Source organism: Winogradskyella sp. SYSU M77433, assembly GCF_029911945.1.
Taxonomy (GTDB): domain Bacteria; phylum Bacteroidota; class Bacteroidia; order Flavobacteriales; family Flavobacteriaceae; genus Winogradskyella.
Window position 1 is genome coordinate 313029 of the sequence record NZ_JARYTG010000002.1, and the last position, 18238, is coordinate 331266.

The window sequence follows — 18238 nt, forward strand, 5'->3', positions numbered from 1 at the left end:
AGAATTGTTATTCTTTTACAAATTTATAAATAGAAGATTTTGCTTCAGATGTGAGCTTTAAAAAGTAAATACCTGAAGCATTATTTTTTATATCAATTTGAATTGTAGAATTTCCAGAATGGGATTTAAAAATTGTTTTCCCATTGATATCAAAAATTGAAATTTCTAATTCAGAATGACTATTATTCTCAATGTTTAAAATAGAACGTATAGGATTAGGATGAATTTGTATATCTTCATCTGAAAACTCTTCGAAAGACAATAAAGAAAATGCTACACAAGGACTAAGCTCTGTACAAGATCCGTTTGTAACTTCAACAGCATAATTGCCACTAGATGTTGGCACAAAGGTTTGATTTGTTTCACCTGATATCGGTGTGTTAGTATCACAATTATACCACTGGTAAGATGCTGATGTATCATTAGACATTAGCGAGTTCTCTGTTACTGAAATCGTATTATCTATGGTCACCAATTGCGCCTTAGTCGTCATATACACCAAAACCAATTTGGTCAACTCGGCCATATACTGAAAATCAATATCTACTACCCTATCATTAGACGTATGGTAATTTGGTGTTTCATCATTAGTTTCCCAAGATTCACCAACCAAAACGGCTGAGTAATTCTGATTCCAAAAACGAGAATGGTCGCTTGCTGTGGTCCCTGGATTTACAACGATCGGATTTAAATCAAACGTGTATGTATTTAAAATGTTCAATAAATCATCTTTAATAGCTATGGAATTGGCAATATTTCTAACGTCAATATCAAAATCATTATCTCCTGCTGTTCCTGGAGCATCACCATCGTAACCAATCATATCCATGTTAAGAACTCCAAGAATATTATCTCTTGTATTTCCATTAGTTTCATCTGCTGCTTGCTGAGCATAATAATTTGCACCTAGCAACCCTATTTCTTCTTCATCCCAAAGGGCATAAACAATGGTTTTGTCTAAACATTGAGACGATAAAATTCTGGCAATTTCAATTACAGCCGATACACCTGTGGCATTATCATCTGCACAATATGTAGTTACTGAATCGTAATGCGCACAAACCAAATAAATATCATCCGGATTGGTTTGTCCTAATTGTGTGGCAATAATATTTTTTCCTTGTGTATTAAAATCTTGAAATTCTACGGATAAATTTGGTAACTCTTCAAGCTGTTCCTTAATAAATTCTGCCGCCAAATCATTATTACTCTGCACTCGAGAAACGATAGTCTGTGTACTTCCATTGATGGTTGCTGACTGCTCACCAGACAAAATAGAAACATTGGTTTGAAGATTTGCAGTACTAACCTCGTTCATTAAATCTTCAATAGTTTGCGACTGTATTTTACAAACCATTGCAGCACAAAAGAGTAAAAACAAAAATACTTTTTTCATTTAAAATATCACCTCTAAAAAACACTGCAAAGATAGTGATTTGTAAAATTTTGATTATCAATAATTTTGGAATTCAATTTTTTATTCTACATTTGTAGAGTTAATTCTAATTTTGTAGAACAATGGAACTTTCCAAAACCGAAGAACAGTTAATGCAACACCTCTGGAAACTTGAAAAAGCATTTATGAAAGATTTATTAGATGCTTATCCAGAACCTAAACCAGCAACTACAACAATTGCAACCTTACTAAAACGCATGATAGGAAAAGGCTTTGTGAATTATAAAACATTTGGAAAGTCTAGAGAATACTATCCTTTGGTAAAGAAGGAAGATTATTTTTCTAAACATGTGAATGGCATTATTAAAACATTTTTTAATGATAGTGCATCTCAATTTGCGTCGTTCTTCACTAGAAAAACGGACTTAACTAAATCAGAATTAGAAGCTCTGAAAGCCATCATAGATAAAGAAATTGAAAAGAAATAAGCTATGGAAACCTATATCTTTAAATTCTCTGCATGTTTAGTGGTTTTTTGGCTCCTTTACGCGCTGCTTTTAGAACGCCAAACCATGCATCATTTCAAACGGTTTTATCTGCTTGGAGCATTTGCATTATCATTAGCCATTCCTGCACTTACCATTACAGAGTATGTTGAACCTGTGGCTATGGATTATGATGTTTCAGACATGTATATACCTTTTGAAGCAGAATTTGTAGAGCTACCTGCAGAAAAGATTCCAGAATTCACCTTAGAAACTATCTTATGGGCTGTTTATACTTTAGGTGTTATATTGCTTTCTATTCGCTTTTTAGTGAATTTAATTCGTCTTTATAAGCGAATTTCAGATCATCCAAAACACAAAAAACAGAGTTTAATATATGTGTTATTATCCGAATATCGCATTCCACATTCCTTCTTTAAATACATTTTTGTAAACCAAAAACGCTTTGAAGAAGATCAAATTCCCAATGAAGTCATCCTTCATGAAGAAGCCCATGCTAAGCAATTGCACAGTGTAGATATTCTTTTGGTTGAGTTTCTTCAAATTATCTTTTGGTTTAATCCTTTGGTGTATGTTTTAAAACATCATATTAAGCTTAATCATGAGTTTTTAGCCGACGACGCTGTACTGCAACAAGGTGCAAACACTAAGGTTTATCAAAATATATTATTACAATTTTCATCAAGCACTGGTAGTCATCAACTCTCTAGTGCCATCAATTATTCATCATTCAAAAAACGATTTACAGTTATGAAAACACAAACCTCAAAAACCCGAATCTGGTTAAGCACTTTACTGCTTCTGCCAATTACAGCTTTGCTATTTTACAGCTTTGCTGAACGTGAGTATGTTGAAAAAGACCAAGATCTTTTAGATTCAATTAAACAAGAATTAGAGAAAGCCGATAAACTGAACATGGTTTATATTGATAGTGCTTCGGAAGCTTTAATGCAGGAGTATCGTGACTTTATTGTAAAGTACAAAGCAACCAATGTTATTATAGGAGACACATATAATCGTGCTGTTATCATTTATGAAGATATAATGAATGATACTCAGCGTGCTTCGGTAGAGAAATACCCAAATCGCATGGTTCCTGAAATGAACTTGTCTAAAGTGAAAGCAAGAAAACCGAGTAGTTCGCAATTTGAAGCTTTTAAGAACGCTGAAGAATATGCTATATGGATAGATGGTAAACATGTGCCCAATTCAGCTTTAAATAATTATAGCGTTGACGACTTTGTTCATTTTACTGGATCTATAGTTCATAAAAATGCACGTAGTAAAAAGTTTCCGCAACCTAACCAATATCAATTATACACTAAAAAAGGATTTAAGGAAACTTATCAAGATTCTCAGGTAAACAAATACAAACAAATCACTAAGAATTATTCTAATGCTATTTCTAAATATTTAAAAGGATCTCGTTCTGACAATTCCGAATTAAAAATTTTGAAAGCTAAAGCAGATAAAATCTATAATTCATTTACAAAAGAAGAATTAAAGAAACACAATATTTTACCTGCGCCTCCTGTTCCTGCTGAAGATAGTGAATGGCAAAAAGTTGAAGATATTTTAAGTCAACAAGAAGCAACAAAAAAACAAGTAGCAGAATACAATGCTTGGGCTAAAAAGATTAATATGGCTATGAAAAAGGCTGAATCTACAAATAACAAAAGCCCATATCCTATAATCAAGAAAAAGGAATATGATAAATACGACAACTTATACAGGAATATAATGTCTGAAAAACAGCGAAACAATGCTGAGCCTTGGCCTAATTCCCCACCTCCACCACCTCCACCACCTGCTCCAAAAGTTAAAAAAGGTGATGGTGAAATCCCTCCTCCACCTCCGCCACCAAAACCTAATAAAACAAAAGGTGGACCAATGGAAGTGAATGGTAATACTTATTACTATTACCAAGAAAATGGAAAAACCACCTATTACGATAGTTATGGTAATAAAGTAGACATTGATAAAGTTCCACCTCCACCTCCTACTACTCCATCAGCCCCTAAAAAACTTGCTGATTTTGAAACAACAAAAGAGGGCACTTCAGGTTATACAGTCGTAAACGGTGAAAAGATTTATTATAGCTCTAAAAATGGAGAAACAACATATTATGATCGCTTTGGAAATAAAGTTGAAATGGATAATCTTCCTCCTCCACCTCCTAAATCTGAATCTGCATACAACTTTGTAAAAAGCTTAAAAAATGATGATATCACTTATTACTTTAATGACAAAGAAGTGTCTTATGATGATATTTTAAAAATCACTAAAGCTAACCCAAAAATTAGTGTTAGTACCAACATTAAAAACAACAAAGGCACTGCTAAGTTTTGGATTGAAAAAGAGACTTATAAAGACCAACTACCAATTGTAAACGGAAAAACACCAAAGTCTCCAAAGCTAGAAATGACTATTGCAGAATTTAAAAAATTAGAGTTGACTCTAAAATCTGGTAAAATATCAGAATTCAAAGTAAAGATACCAGGTATTAAAACCGATTACACGAAAGGGAACACTTTATCAAAAACAACAATAGCCAATCTTAAAAGTATTAAAGTTGATGACGTCGTTGTAATATTTGATATTAAGGATGACAAAGACAATAAGCTATCTCCTTTACAAATAACAATAACTGAATAGGGAAATAACAAAGCCTGTCTAAGAAATTGCTGTTTTGTCAATCTGAACTCGTTTCAGATTCTAAAACAGACAGAAAATCTATTTTAAAAGATTCTGAAATAAATTCAGAATGACAGATTTTCTATTTCTCAGACAGGCTTTATTGCTTTAAGGCAGAAATGACAATCCATTTCTTGTTTTCCAAAGAAAATACTTTTCAAATAGTACTTTATTAAAATCATATAAAACATTAGGAATCATTATCGCGAATGTTCGAGGCTTAAACAAGTGATTACTCACAATAATCACTTCTTTTTTTCCTGCATCCATGACACATAAACCAGGTATTTTTCCCCAAGGCTTTTCTTTAAGTTTTTTACCTTTTTGAACTCTTAAAATATTCTCAGCAACCACTTTACCAGTTTCATCTGATGGATATCCTGTTTTTGGTCCAGAGAAAGGTACTTTACCTGGTTTAAAAGGTAGTTTTACATCTACCGCAATACCTGCAGCCCAAATATTTTTATGTGTTACATGTTGGTAAGTATCATCAACTGGTATATATCCTGAAGCATTCGCCTGTAGACCTTCTGACTTCACAACAAAATCTACACCTACAAAAGGAGGCATTAACATTGTAAAACTACTTTCAATGACCTCACCTGTCGTTAACTTCACACTATTAGCGGTTACTTCTTCTACACCTACTTCTGTTCTGTACTTAATATTAAACATTTTCATGAAAGACTTAAGCATAGTTTCGCCTAATGGCATACCATCTATTCCGAAGTGGCCTAAATAGACTTCAGGAGTAATCCAGTATAAATCTACTTTTTTACGAATTTTTTGTTCTCTCAACCATTTTTCTACATTAAATAAAAATTCATAAGCTGCTCCCATACAACCTGCATTCTGTGTAGCTCCTATTACAATTGGTCCAGGGTTTTCCTTAAACGCTTTCAACGCTTTTCTAGTTTTCATAGCACCATCTGGCGTTCCAATATAGTACGCATAATCTTTCACGCCTTTAGCTACATCATATTTTACTTTTGGTCCTGTGGCTATGACCAAATCATCATATTCGTAATCACCTTTAGTAGTTTCAATCTTATTTTCCTCTGGTAGAACTTTCAAAGCTTCAGCATGCACAAATTCAACACCTTTCTTTTTGAGGATATTATTTTTTCTGAAAGAAATATCTTTGATATCACGTCTTCCAAAAGGCACCCAAATTAATGATGGTATAAATAAAAATAAAGGAGATTTATCTATAAGAATAACTCTTTGATTTTTAGGATCTTTTCTTTTCAACTCCAATGCAGCTGTCATACCTGCAAAGTTTCCGCCAATTACTACTGTTGTTCTCATGACCTAATAAATTTTGGTTACATTCAAAGTTACCCCTAACAGTCAATTTTTGATATGACAAAAATCATATTGGTCTCAAACACCACATTTATAGGCTAGTTATGTAACATTTGTTACTATTTTACGTTCTAATAGTCAATCAATCAAAAAACGAATAGTTATGTTAAAACAATTCTTTATCCTATGTTCTGGAGCTGATACCGATATTTTAGACGGTTGCTCTAACGGAGAACAAAACAAATACGCAGGCATTGGTGCCACAGTTTTCTTTACAGCTCTTATGGCAACTATTGCTGCTAGCTATGCACTTTACACCGTTTTTGACAACCTATACACATCAATATTTTTCGGGTTCGTTTGGGGCTTATTGATTTTTAATTTGGATCGCTATATTGTTTCCACCATAAAAAAACGAAACAATTTTATAGACGAACTTTTACAAGCCACTCCACGAATTTTATTAGCAGTAATTATTGCTGTCGTTATCTCGAAACCTTTAGAATTAAAAATTTTTGAAAAGGAAATTAATCAGGTGTTATTAGAACAAAAAAATAATCTAACCTTAGCTAATCAAAATCAAATTGCGCAACAGTATAAACCTAAAATTTCAGAATTAGAAAGTGAAATTTTAGGTTTAAAATCTCAAGTGGATTTAAAAGAACAAGAAGTAAATGCCTTATATGACACTTATATCACTGAAGCCGAAGGTACTTCGGGAAGTATGAAACTTGGCAAAGGTCCTGTCTACAAAGAAAAACGTGAAAAACATGATGCTGCTTTAGCCGAATTACAACAACTAAAAACAGATAACAACGCTAAAATTGAAGCTATTGAGAATGAAATTATAGCTTTACAATCCGACTACAATGCCAACGTTACAGAATCTCAACCAATCATTGATAATTTTGATGGTTTAATGGCTCGTGTTACCGCTCTAGGGACTTTACCATGGTTACCTTCGTTTTTTATTTTTCTTTTGTTTTTAGCTATTGAAACGTCGCCAATCATTGCAAAATTATTATCACCAAAAGGTGAATACGATTTTAAATTGGAAGATCAGGAAACTGTTATAAAATCGTGGGTAGATCAACAAGTTGCCGAACGTAAATTGTTAGTGCAAACTGATAATGACATAAATAATAAAGTCTACACCGAAATAGCTGACGAGGAAGACGTAATGAACTACAAACGTAAAAAAGCGAGAGAGCTGATGCAGCACCAAGCCGATGCGTTTTTGAAGAAGCAAAAAGGTATTCTTTAAAATATGTTATTAACTTTAGAAAAATTCTAAAGCTAATTATCATGAAGCCTTTCTTCTATTTTCTATGTTTTATTCTTTTAATCAACTGTGAAAATCAACAAAAGTCAGAAAACACTTTTAAAACTGACAAAGCTGCGATTTTAGAGGTAATGCATAATCAAGAAGTAGCATGGAACAATTATGACTTAGAAGGTTTTATGGATGGCTATTGGAAAAACGATTCTTTGAAATTTTACGGTAGTCGTGGCTTGACCTACGGATGGAAAAACACCTTAGCCAACTACAAAAAAGGCTATCCTACAAAAGCTGAGAGTGGCTCTTTAAATTTTGTAATTAATGACGTTTCTAAAATTGAAGGAGATAATTATTGGGTAATGGGAGAATACCATCTTAAAAGAGAGGTTGGTAATGCTGATGGTGTCTTTATCATCATCTTTAAAAAGATAAACGGAGTCTGGAAAATTGTAGCTGATATGTCTTGTTAATATTGCAAAAAAGAAAGTGTACAATAATATCTATCTGTCACCATAGACATTTAAAGTACACTTAAATATGTATAAAGGAAAATTTTATGCGGCTACTATAGGACCTGTAGGAAGCATTCTCTCTTCTACTTCTTGTACAGGTTCTTCAGATTTAAAATGCTGGTAAAGTTCTTTACAGCCTAATCCAATTATTGAAAGCTTCTTTGACTTAATAATAGATTCATTATGTAATCTTGCTAATGCCATTACACCTTCTCTGTCTATACTTTCTACACGCTCTATATCTAAAAGTACATTGTCTAGCTTTTCGAAAATATTAGCAAAGTGCGCATTAAAGGTTTTTAAATTCAACTTGTTTAAGTTACCTTTAATTTGGTACCGATTGTTGTAGCTTGTAATTTCTAAATCCATAATAAATATCGTTAATTCATTAATACTAATTTGGGCTATTAATCAGTATAAATTGGTGTTCTTAGTAACAGGGACAAGCTCAATATCTGACTTATTTCTAGAGCATTAACACAAAAATCGATAAATGGCAAAATGACTAGATTATTAGGCTTTTAGGGTCGATTTTTTCGACAAACAACACCCTATTTACAAAAGGTTTTGTAAGAAAATTTACGGATTAGAAATAAGAATTTTACTTTTACAATATGAAGTATAAATACAAAATAATACTCATGGTAATTTTGGCAGGAATAACCCTTTATGGATTAATATCTGGACAATATTTATTCATGGTATTTATGATTCCGCTAAGCTTTGATTTCTTTAATAAAAAAGATAAGGATTAGATCTTCTTAACGTATTGAGTTATGATTACAATTTGCTGACCATCTACTTTTCCTTCTATGTACTCAGCATTTTCATGATCTAATCTAATATTTCTTACGGCTGTTCCTTGTTTTGCTACCATACTAGAGCCTTTTACTTTAAGATCTTTGATTAAAACCACGGAATCTCCATGTTCTAGAACAACACCATTAACATCTCTATGAACAATTTTGTTTTCATCTGAAACACCATCACCTGCTGCTTTAGCTAATTCTAAGACATCATCTTCAATGTACATCATACCTAAAAGATCTTGGGTCCAATCGGCTTCAATTCTATTGAGCATTCTCCACGCCATTATTTTAACAGCATTGTGCTCACTCCACATACTATCATTTAAACATCTCCAATGATTAGAATCTATTTTATCTGAATCGTCCATTTGTTCAACACAAGTTGAACAGGCATAGATTGCCAAATCATTTGTTTCTGGAACATTATAAACGGCTAAATTTTCTTCGTTGCCACATAACTCACACTTGGAGTTACTTCGCTGTTGTAATTCTTTTTCTGATAACATATTGAAAAATTATGGCGCAAAAATAATATTAATTAAGTGTTTCCCTCAACTTTTTTGGTAAACCTTTGACGACCATCTCATAGGAATGATCTATTAACTCTTTTATAAGTTTTTGAGATAATTCGCCTGTAAGAACATAAACACTATTCCATTGTTGTTTGTGCATGTGATAACCTGGTTTTATACTTTCATACGCTGCACGCAATTCTTGCGCATAGTCAGGATCACACTTTAAATTTATAAAAGCCTCACCTTCCTCCCAACGTTTTAAAGATGCTAGAGCAAACATTTTATTACAAACTTTAAAAACCAACGTATCATTATCAAAAGGAAAATGCTCTGTTACTTGTTTTTTAGACATGCAATAATTTCTGTAGTCTTCTATATTCATTTTAAAAGTTTCTTATCACTTTCTTCAATTTTTAAAGCAGAATAATCTAATGTCCAACCTATAGTTTCAACAAGATTTTCAATGAGGTGAATAGCTTCTAAGGCTTCTTGTTTTGCTATATTGTACAAGCCACTTTCAGGAATCTTATCCATAATATGTTCTTTAGCCTTAGTATGCAAATCGGTTAAATCAGAAGCTTCAAACCTATTAAACATACCATCTCTCTTATCATAGTAATTAATATTGCTTTCTATGGATAAGACTTCTGGTTGAGGAAAATGAGATAAGGTTACGGTTTTAGTTTTTGAATTTGAATGTAACTGAATTTTACTTAAATCGAAACCCACATGAGCCTTAGCATTAATTACCACCAATGCTTTTTTTCTGCTTGAAATTAACTTCAGAAATTTCTCCTTAACGTCTTCATAATGGTAAATCTCAGCAAAATCACCTTCAACGGTTATAAACTTACAAACGCGTTTAATTTTATCTAAAAGAATAATGGATTGCTCATTAGTCTTCTTTTTTATTTTCCATTGTCTAAAAACGGTAACCAAACCTAAGGTTACCAATATGCTGATAATAATTATAAAAAATGTTTCCATAATTAGTTATTTCCTATCTGGCCGAGATGTGTACTTTTAAAATTGTCTTTATACTTTAATCCGTAGCCAAAAATTCTATCTAATGATGCATGTGAGAATAATACAACACCCACAAGCTGCAAAAGTTCTATTTCAAAATATATGCCAACGAAATAAGTTGCTATTGCCAAACCTTTATGATGAAAAATATTATAGGTTAAAGCTCCTATTTTTGTACTTACTAAATAACCTAACATCCCAATGTCAGGAAGAAGTATTAATGCCAAAAACCACCACCAAGCATAGCTTAACTGATTAAATAGGAAAATACCCAAAATAAACATTCCTAGTTCCTCGAGCTTTAATGTTGTTTTCATGTTATTCTATAATTTTATACAATATAGGCTTACTAGGCGAAGCATCGTTTTCAAAAGATGCAATCTGAAGATTCAGCATATACTTTCCATCTTTCACCTTATTTGGTACATAAATGAACTCGGTAATCGTAGCATCTAAACGTAATTTTCCTTTGGTATTCCAAAAGGCATTATGAGACAAAAGCTCTCCACCATCTTTCTCTTTATCTACACTCGGCAAATCTATTAATAAGTGCTTTACACCTTTAGCTTTCAAATAATTGGCTGCATCCTCTAAAAGATAAGTCGGATTAGTATTAGAGTATTGCTTAGATTTTTTCTCACTCATATTAGGCAATGTTCTAATAACTATAGCCTCACGCTTTTTATTCCCAAGTGCAAATTTTAATTGCTTTTTTGAAATGACATAATCTTCATCCAATTTCTCAGGTGCTACTGTGACTACCTCAGCTAGGAAGAAAAACTGTTTTAAGTACTTATTTATAGAATATACTTTTTCCGTAATATGACCTACAGTTTCCGTATGTGTGCCATGTGCATGAGGGTTGAAGGTAATAGTATTAAAATTGACTACAGCACCATCAGCTACACTAATTGGCTCGCCATCCATAACTTGAGGTTCAATTTTTGGTGGCTCTATATACCAAGCATTAACATTAGTTTCATCACCTCTTAAAGGCACTGAAATATCTAACGGCTTTGTTAAATCTATTTTTAATTTTCTTGAATTGTATTGTATGGTTGCTATCAATGTAAGTTTATTTTAAAAAGTTCTGATGCTATACCATCACTTAAAAACTGACCTTTTTTAGTGACACGTATATGCTCATCATCAATATACAATAAATGTTGATTTATAAAAGTTTTAGACTGCTCTTTTAGGTATTCTTTGTAGCTCAAACCAAAATCGCTTTCCACCTTATCTAGAGACACTCCCCAAATGGTTCTTAAACCTGTCATAACGTACTCATTGTAACGATCTGTCAATGACAATGTTTCTTTTTCTATTGGTAATTGGTCTTGTTGAATAGACTTAATATATTTTGAATTATTACTGACATTCCAACCACGTTGTTTACCGTTAAAAGAATGCGCTGAAGGTCCTATACCTATATATGATTTTCCTTGCCAATAGGCGGAATTATTTTTACTAAAGAAACCTTCTTTACCAAAGTTAGACAGCTCATAATGAACAAAACCTGAAGCTTCTAATTTGTCTTTTAAAATATGAAACTGCTCATGGGCTTGCTCATCATCAACATCGTCAATAACACCTTTTTTAATGAACGATGCTAAAGCTGTTTTTGGTTCAACCGTTAGTGCATAACTAGAAACATGAGGTACACCATAACCCAGAGCTAATTCTATATTTTCAATCCATTGCTGATTTGATGCTCCTGGAATACCATAAATTAAATCTAACGTAATGTTATCAAAATACTTTATTGCTTCTTCAATACAAGCTTTTGCTTCTTCGGCATTATGAGCGCGATTCATAAGCTTTAAATCGGCTTCAAAAAAAGATTGCACACCAATAGACAACCGATTTATAGGACTTTGGGATAACTCAACTATTCGGTCTTTTGACAAATCATCTGGATTGGCTTCTAGCGTAATTTCAGGATGTTCAATAACCTCATAATTTTTATAAACTGAGTCTATCAATAGCTGTAACTCTTCATTCGTCAATAATGACGGAGTGCCACCACCAAAATAAATAGTTTGAACTTTGGTGTTATTGAATTCGGCTTTGCGCAATTCAATTTCCTTAACCAAAGCTTTAACCAAATCATCTTTCTTTTTTAAAGATGTAGAAAAATGAAAATCGCAATAATGACAAGCTTGCTTGCAAAATGGAATATGGATGTAGATGCCTGCCATTTAGTTTTTACGTTTTGAACCTTTAACGTACTTACGTGTATCTTCTCTGATTACTCTTAATTCTGGATTTATAGCTTTAATGGCTTCTATATTGTCATCAGTTATAATTTCGTGATCTACCAACAGATGAGTTAATGATTTCATCTTTCCAACCTCTTCTGGTATGGATGGAAAAGAGTTATTGTGCATCCATAAATTATAGCAACTATCTAAACCGAGAACTTCCTTTGGGAATATCTTAAACCTATTAAACTCTAAGGAGATAAATTGTACTTTTTTTAGTCTTGAAATCCCATCAGGTAGACTCTCTAAATCATTAGAAGCTAAGCTTAAGTCTTGTAAGTTTTGTAATTCACCTATCGATTCTGGCAATTCTCTTAGTCTATTGGACGCTACATTAAGAGTAACCAATTTTTTTAAGTTTCCTATGTTTTTAGGTAAGGTTTCCAATTTAGAAGCATTAGCGTTGATAATTACCAATTCAGTATTTTCAGATATTTCTTCTCTTAACCTTTTTAAACCGGTTCCTGAAACGTCTAAGAGCTGAAGACATTTTAAATTTTTAATTGATTCTGGTAATTCCTTTAGAGTTCTATTATTACTTAAACTTAATAATTTCAACTTAGTCAATTTCCCTAAATCTTCATCTATAAGCTTAATATTATTACTCGCTAATGACAACACCTCTAAATTTGATAATAGTTCTATATTTTCTGGAAGCTTGGTAAGCTTAGACCATATAAATTTCAAAACTTTTAGATTAGGTAATTTACTTAAATCTTCTATTAATTTCTCTTTGTCAGTAAAGTCATTACCTGAAATATCAAGAAGAACTAAGTTTTTAAACTGAAATATCTCTTTTGGTAATTCTTTTAGACCTTCATTATTTAATTTTAAATGAAAAACTTCATCCTTATTCTTCAACAAAGAATCTATTTTTTCTTCTAAAGGCAATTTGTTAATTGGGTTTAAAAAATCTTCTCTAGCAAACAATTCCATTAATTCAGACCTATGATAAGTGGCTTCTAGTTTTAAATCAACACCTTCACATTCGTCTGTATTAATTTTTTCATTTAAAACTTTATTTTCTTCAATAGGATGTATAGTGTTTTTATGATTGTCTTTACACCCAATCATAACTAAAAAAATAAACACATAAAATAGATTCCGCATGATAAAATAGATTCCGCATTAAGTACGGAATGAAAATAACTATTAAACTATTTTTTTACCCTATCCTCATTTTGTTTCACAAAAGCAGCCCAGCCTGTATAACTTTTACCAACTTCTACTCGACCTTGGTTATAAAAATGACAAACCGCTGCCGCTAAACCATCTGTAGAATCGAGATTTTTTGGCAATTCTTTTAATTTCAATGTACTTTGTAACATCTTAGCGACTTGCTCCTTACTAGCATTACCATTGCCTGTAATGGCCATTTTTATTTTTTTTGGGGAATATTCGGTTATAGGAACTTCACGAGATAAACCTGCTGCCATTGCAACTCCCTGAGCTCTTCCTAACTTAAGCATACTTTGAACGTTCTTTCCAAAGAATGGTGCCTCAATGGCAATTTCATCAGGGTGATAGGTATCAATAAGTTCTATTGTACGCTCAAAAATGAGTTTCAGTTTTAGGTAGTGATCGTCGTATTTTTTGAGATGCAACTCATTTAATTGCATAAACTGCATCTGTTTGCCCACGACTTTTATTAACCCAAAACCCATAATTGTTGTTCCAGGATCAATACCTAATATAATTTTTTCTTTACTCATTCTATCAATCACAAAATTGGCAACCACTAAGTGACACAGCAATACCAAACGTTAGGTTAATCACACTACCATTAAAAGCTCCAAGTCCGCTTATCTCAGGATTGTAATCATCCAAGGAAGTTAAACCATAGATATAAGCCAAATCAGTATAAATTGCCACTTTATCATTAATGGCATAATGCAACTCTAAACCACCCAAAAGATTCATATAGGTTTGTTTGTTATCTCCTAAATTACCCAATGGTTTTACAAAACTAATTCCAGGACCAGCATGTAAAACAGTACTCATTCTAGTCGGCAAGAAATTTATATACGCAGTAGGATCAAAAACAAACTGAGCATTAATACGCGAATAGTTTACTTTAAATTCAGGAGAATCACTTTCATTTTTAAATCGGTTAAAACCATAATCTAACTTTACTCCATAAAGACTCTTAAACATGTGCTGAATACCTAAATTCACAGTAGGAAAATTTACAGTTTGCGCTGCTGCATTTTCTACAAAACCACTTGAAGAAGGGCTATTGAGACCAACAGCAAAAAGTGCTTTCCATTTACTTGTAGCTTTAAATTGGGCATTACCAAGGTTAACCATAACCACAACCATTAAAAGAAAAAGGTATTGTTTTAAATTTTGCTGCATCTCTGAGTTTTTGGTTTTATTTGTACTATGCGTTACGCTATGTCTTACAAAACTAAACAATTCTTCTTTGTACTTATTAAGTTAAGTATAGTTGTTGGCGCATTTTATTTTATTTATTACAAATTAATTAAAAATGAAAATCTTCATTTCAATGATTTTATAACATTTTTAAAAGAAAACGACTCTTTTTCAGTCAAAAACATCATTTTTTTACTCATTTTAACCAGTTTTAATTGGTTTTTTGAAATTTTGAAATGGCAATACTTAGTGATTCCTATTAAGAAAATCTCTTTTAAATCGGCATTAGAACAATCTCTTGGTGGCTTAACTGCGTCATTTATTACCCCAAACCGATTAGGCGATTATGGAGCAAAAGCAATGTATTATACCAAACCTTTTAGAAAACGTATAGTACTGATGAATCTTCTTGGCAACATGGCTCAAATGGCTACCACATCTGTTTTTGGAATTGTTGGACTTATTTATTTTGTGAAAATTTATAAAATTGAAGTTGGTTATGACATAGCGTTGAAACTCGGTATTATTCTTTTGATATTGGTTATTTTAACCATATTCATAATGAAGCATAAACGCTTTAATATAAAAGGTTATTCGCTATACAAAATCACGAAGTTTATTAAAAACACACCTTCAAAGATTCATCTTTTAAACCTTAGTTTTTCTGTACTTCGATATCTCATTTTCTCTTTTCAGTTTTGCTATTTGCTTACCTTATTTGGAGCCAGCATGAGCTACATTGAAGCAATGATTATAATTACAAGCATGTATTTACTAGCATCAGTTGTCCCTTCAATCTCAATTTTTGATGTTGTTATAAAAGGAAGTGTTGCTGTATTTTTATTCAGTTATGCCGAAGTCAATGAGCTTATTGTATTATCTGTATCAACCATAATGTGGCTCCTAAATTTTGTTCTACCAAGTCTATTTGGTAGCTATTTTGTGCTTAATTTTAAACTACCTCAACCAGAAACTTCATGATTACAATAATCGCTATAACAATTATAATTAGCTACCTAATATTGATAGGAACGTTAACTTATGGTTTTGATAAAGTTGAAGATTTCAAACTAAAAGACTTACCCTCAAAAACAAAGTTTTCGATAGTTATACCTTTTAGAAATGAAGCCGAAAATTTATCACAATTATTACATTCTATTTTAGAATTGAATTATCCGAGATCTTTATTTGAAGTGATTTTAGTAGATGATGATTCTGAAGATAATTCGGTTGAGGTCATAAAAAATTTCATTAAAAAGAAAACTTTCCCCAACAATCATGTTAATATAAAAGTTATTCAGAATAAGAGAACATCGAACTCACCAAAAAAAGACGCTATAACGGCTGCTATAAAAACCGCACAATATGAGTGGATTCTTACTACAGATACCGATTGTGTTTTGCCCAAATATTGGTTAGATAGTTTTGATGAATTTATTCAAACCAATAACCCTAATTGTATTGTTGCACCAGTAACATATTTAAATAGAAATTCATACTTCAACCGATTTCAAACTTTAGACTTTCTGAGCTTACAAGGGGCAACTATAGGCGGTTTTGGTATCAACAAACCTTTTATGGGTAACGGAGCCAACTTGGCCTATAAGAAATCTGTTTTTAATACTGTTGAAGGTTTTAAGGGTAACACTAATATTTCAAGTGGTGATGATATTTTCATTTTGGAAAAAATGGTAACATATGATGCTAAAAAAGTAAACTATCTTAAATGTGAAAATGCCATAGTAAAAACACTTCCTGTTAAGACGATTGCTGATTTAATTCATCAACGTTTAAGATGGGCTTCAAAAACCAGTAAATACAATAACACTTTTGCTAAAGCAGTTGGGCTAATTGTATTGTTGAGCAACTACACTTGCTTAATCTTTATTCCTGCTGACTTTATGGACTATATGGCTTTAAAAACTGCTATGGCTTTATTTGTTATAAAATTCAGTATTGATTTTCTGTTGCTTTTTAAAACTATACGATTTTTTAAACAAGAACACCTTTTGTTTTCATACCTATTTTCTAGTATAGTTTATCCTTTTTTTAATGTAGCTATAGCCATATTATCATTCTTTAAATCATACCGTTGGAAAGGTAGAATATCGAAGAAATAATGTAAAATCAGCTATTTTTCATAGTTTTACTTAAAAAGCCCTGTAAAATGAAAAAAACTTTAGTATTCATTCTTCTTTGCTTAGTCTTTCAAGCAAATTATAGTCAAGAACAGTATTCAATAGAAAACGAAGAGCTCACTTTAACCACAGAAATAGAAGGAACTTTAGATTTACTTTGGACTGTAGACAATAAAACTTATCGCTATTTTGTTAGAACCGAAGATGGTACTATAACAGAATTAAAAAACACAGAGGCTTCTAAAGGTAATTACCTAGCTGAATACAAAACCACACTGAGCAATCTTACCGATGGAAAATCTACAGAAAATTTAAGGTTTACATTATACGGTTTGAAACGTTATATCAGTGACTATAATAGCTCTCAAAACCAGTCGTATGTTTCAACTGTTGCTGATCCTAAATTAGGTTTTAGATTAGGCATTTTTGGTGGTTTTACCAATCATCCTTTTATTAAAAATCCTGATAATACTATCGTTCCCTTGATAGCTGGAGAGCTCGAAATTTTTGAAGGTAGTGCATTACCTAGACATTCTGGTTTTCTGCAAGCTAGACATACTTTTGATGCTGATGATTTTAATTACAGCACCAATGAACTTGCTCTTGGTTATCGCTACCGCATAATCAATAAGTCTGCGTTTTCTATTTTTGGACAAGTTAAATTGGCTACGCTTAATTTTTCAAGTTTAACTTACACGAACGAAAACGACAGAGAAGTTAATAATAAAAACACTTCTTTTGAAGCTCCATTAATTTTTGGGATTGGCTCAGATATTAAAGTTGGAAACAACAGTTATATCTCTATTATTTACGGGGAATTATTTGCTGTATTTTTGAATAATCAAGGTGATTTCTCATCAGACATAATGCTTGGTTACAAGTTCAATTTATAGCCAACTAGTTTATCTTAACAATTACGGGTAATTCAAAAGCTGTAGTAACTTGTTGCCCACGTTTTATCGCTGGATAAATTTCAGGAACACTTTTTAAACTTTGTCTAAGCAAACTATCTATTTCAGGAATTTGCTCCACTGTTTCAGGATTTCTTTCTATAGATTCTAACTGTAAACCCCCTTTATTATTTATAATAATTTTCAGCCTAATAGTATCATTTACATCTTCTGAAACTATAATATTCTGTCCTTCTAAAAAAGAATTAACACTGTTTGTTATAGTATTTTGAAAGCATTGCTTGCTTTGTTCTTTTCCTGTTACAGAATCACAACTTGAAAAGGTTGGATAAGTATCTACTTCGTTCCAATTAAATGTTCGAAGTTCTTCCTCAAGCAAATCTTCAGGATAGACTTTTTTCTTTTCAAAATAGTCACAGGAAATGACCAATAGAAAAACAAAAAGGAAAACGATTCGATTCATTTATTGTGTTATGATACCGAAAAGTACAATATTTTATTTAAAACATGAGC

At 32.0% G+C, this 18238-nt stretch carries 20 protein-coding genes; 7 read left to right on the plus strand and 13 right to left on the minus strand.

Going from position 1 to position 18238, the window contains the following annotated elements; all coding sequences use genetic code 11:
* Positions 1-7 precede the first annotated feature (7 nt).
* The gene (locus tag QGM60_RS04680; RefSeq protein WP_281139061.1) at positions 8-1396 is read right to left on the minus strand and encodes a M28 family peptidase; all 1389 of its coding nucleotides are present in this window, start codon (positions 1394-1396) and stop codon (positions 8-10) included.
* 122 nt (positions 1397-1518) lie between these two features.
* On the opposite strand from QGM60_RS04680, the gene QGM60_RS04685 reads away from it, so the two are divergent.
* A complete protein-coding gene (locus QGM60_RS04685) occupies positions 1519-1884 on the plus strand; it encodes a BlaI/MecI/CopY family transcriptional regulator (RefSeq protein ID WP_281139062.1) in 366 nt (121 codons plus the stop codon).
* Positions 1885-1887: 3 nt separating this feature from the next.
* A complete protein-coding gene (locus QGM60_RS04690; protein ID WP_281139063.1) occupies positions 1888-4557 on the plus strand; it encodes a M56 family metallopeptidase in 2670 nt (889 codons plus the stop codon).
* A gap of 147 nt (positions 4558-4704) precedes the next feature.
* On the opposite strand, the gene QGM60_RS04695 is transcribed toward QGM60_RS04690, so the two are convergent.
* The gene (locus QGM60_RS04695) at positions 4705-5904 is read right to left on the minus strand and encodes an FAD-dependent oxidoreductase (protein WP_281139064.1); all 1200 of its coding nucleotides are present in this window, start codon (positions 5902-5904) and stop codon (positions 4705-4707) included.
* A 160-nt stretch (positions 5905-6064) separates the two neighbouring features.
* Here QGM60_RS04695 and QGM60_RS04700 point away from each other — a divergent pair, with 160 nt between their 5' ends.
* Positions 6065-7165, plus strand: a complete 1101-nt coding sequence (locus QGM60_RS04700; RefSeq protein ID WP_281139065.1) for a DUF4407 domain-containing protein — start codon at positions 6065-6067, stop codon at positions 7163-7165.
* 41 nt (positions 7166-7206) lie between these two features.
* Positions 7207-7650 (plus strand): nuclear transport factor 2 family protein, encoded by a 444-nt coding sequence (locus QGM60_RS04705; protein WP_281139066.1) that lies wholly within the window; start codon positions 7207-7209, stop codon positions 7648-7650.
* 84 nt (positions 7651-7734) lie between these two features.
* Here QGM60_RS04705 and QGM60_RS04710 read toward each other — a convergent pair whose 3' ends face one another.
* The 10 genes from QGM60_RS04710 to QGM60_RS04755 all read right to left on the minus strand — a co-directional run bounded on the left by QGM60_RS04710 (position 7735) and on the right by QGM60_RS04755 (position 14658).
* Positions 7735-8061 carry a hypothetical protein gene (locus QGM60_RS04710; RefSeq protein ID WP_281139067.1) on the minus strand — a complete coding sequence of 109 codons (327 nt, stop codon included), beginning with the start codon at positions 8059-8061 and terminating at the stop codon, positions 7735-7737.
* Positions 8062-8443: 382 nt separating this feature from the next.
* Complete coding sequence (locus tag QGM60_RS04715) at positions 8444-9007, minus strand: alkylphosphonate utilization protein (protein WP_281139068.1); 564 nt, start codon at positions 9005-9007, stop codon at positions 8444-8446.
* A gap of 28 nt (positions 9008-9035) precedes the next feature.
* Positions 9036-9398 (minus strand): MmcQ/YjbR family DNA-binding protein, encoded by a 363-nt coding sequence (locus tag QGM60_RS04720; RefSeq protein WP_281139069.1) that lies wholly within the window; start codon positions 9396-9398, stop codon positions 9036-9038.
* Entirely contained in the window at positions 9395-10003 is a 609-nt protein-coding gene (locus QGM60_RS04725) for a DUF4230 domain-containing protein (protein WP_281139070.1), read from the minus strand. The genes QGM60_RS04720 and QGM60_RS04725 overlap by 4 nt, the downstream gene beginning before the upstream one ends.
* A gap of 2 nt (positions 10004-10005) precedes the next feature.
* A complete protein-coding gene (locus tag QGM60_RS04730) occupies positions 10006-10359 on the minus strand; it encodes a DUF4260 domain-containing protein (RefSeq protein WP_281139071.1) in 354 nt (117 codons plus the stop codon).
* A 1-nt stretch (position 10360) separates the two neighbouring features.
* On the minus strand, positions 10361-11110 hold the full coding sequence (locus QGM60_RS04735; RefSeq protein WP_281139072.1) for a cyclase family protein: 750 nt from the start codon (positions 11108-11110) through the stop codon (positions 10361-10363).
* The gene (gene hemW / locus QGM60_RS04740; RefSeq protein ID WP_281139073.1) at positions 11107-12240 is read right to left on the minus strand and encodes a radical SAM family heme chaperone HemW; all 1134 of its coding nucleotides are present in this window, start codon (positions 12238-12240) and stop codon (positions 11107-11109) included. Before hemW ends, QGM60_RS04735 begins: the two co-directional genes overlap by 4 nt.
* Positions 12241-13377 (minus strand): leucine-rich repeat domain-containing protein, encoded by a 1137-nt coding sequence (locus tag QGM60_RS04745; protein ID WP_281139074.1) that lies wholly within the window; start codon positions 13375-13377, stop codon positions 12241-12243.
* An 83-nt stretch (positions 13378-13460) separates the two neighbouring features.
* Complete coding sequence (gene ruvC, locus QGM60_RS04750; RefSeq protein ID WP_281139075.1) at positions 13461-14015, minus strand: crossover junction endodeoxyribonuclease RuvC; 555 nt, start codon at positions 14013-14015, stop codon at positions 13461-13463.
* 4 nt (positions 14016-14019) lie between these two features.
* Complete coding sequence (locus tag QGM60_RS04755; protein WP_281139076.1) at positions 14020-14658, minus strand: cell envelope biogenesis protein OmpA; 639 nt, start codon at positions 14656-14658, stop codon at positions 14020-14022.
* Between the two features lie 39 nt (positions 14659-14697).
* On the opposite strand from QGM60_RS04755, the gene QGM60_RS04760 reads away from it, so the two are divergent.
* Genes QGM60_RS04760 through QGM60_RS04770 form a run of 3 tightly spaced genes read left to right on the plus strand, consistent with a single transcriptional unit; the run spans position 14698 to position 17707 of the window.
* Positions 14698-15657 carry a lysylphosphatidylglycerol synthase domain-containing protein gene (locus QGM60_RS04760; RefSeq protein WP_281139077.1) on the plus strand — a complete coding sequence of 320 codons (960 nt, stop codon included), beginning with the start codon at positions 14698-14700 and terminating at the stop codon, positions 15655-15657.
* Complete coding sequence (locus QGM60_RS04765; protein WP_281139078.1) at positions 15654-16796, plus strand: glycosyltransferase; 1143 nt, start codon at positions 15654-15656, stop codon at positions 16794-16796. Before QGM60_RS04760 ends, QGM60_RS04765 begins: the two co-directional genes overlap by 4 nt.
* 47 nt (positions 16797-16843) lie before the next feature.
* Entirely contained in the window at positions 16844-17707 is an 864-nt protein-coding gene (locus tag QGM60_RS04770; RefSeq protein WP_281139079.1) for a hypothetical protein, read from the plus strand.
* Positions 17708-17711: 4 nt separating this feature from the next.
* Here QGM60_RS04770 and QGM60_RS04775 read toward each other — a convergent pair whose 3' ends face one another.
* Entirely contained in the window at positions 17712-18188 is a 477-nt protein-coding gene (locus QGM60_RS04775; protein WP_281139080.1) for a hypothetical protein, read from the minus strand.
* Positions 18189-18238 lie beyond the last annotated feature (50 nt).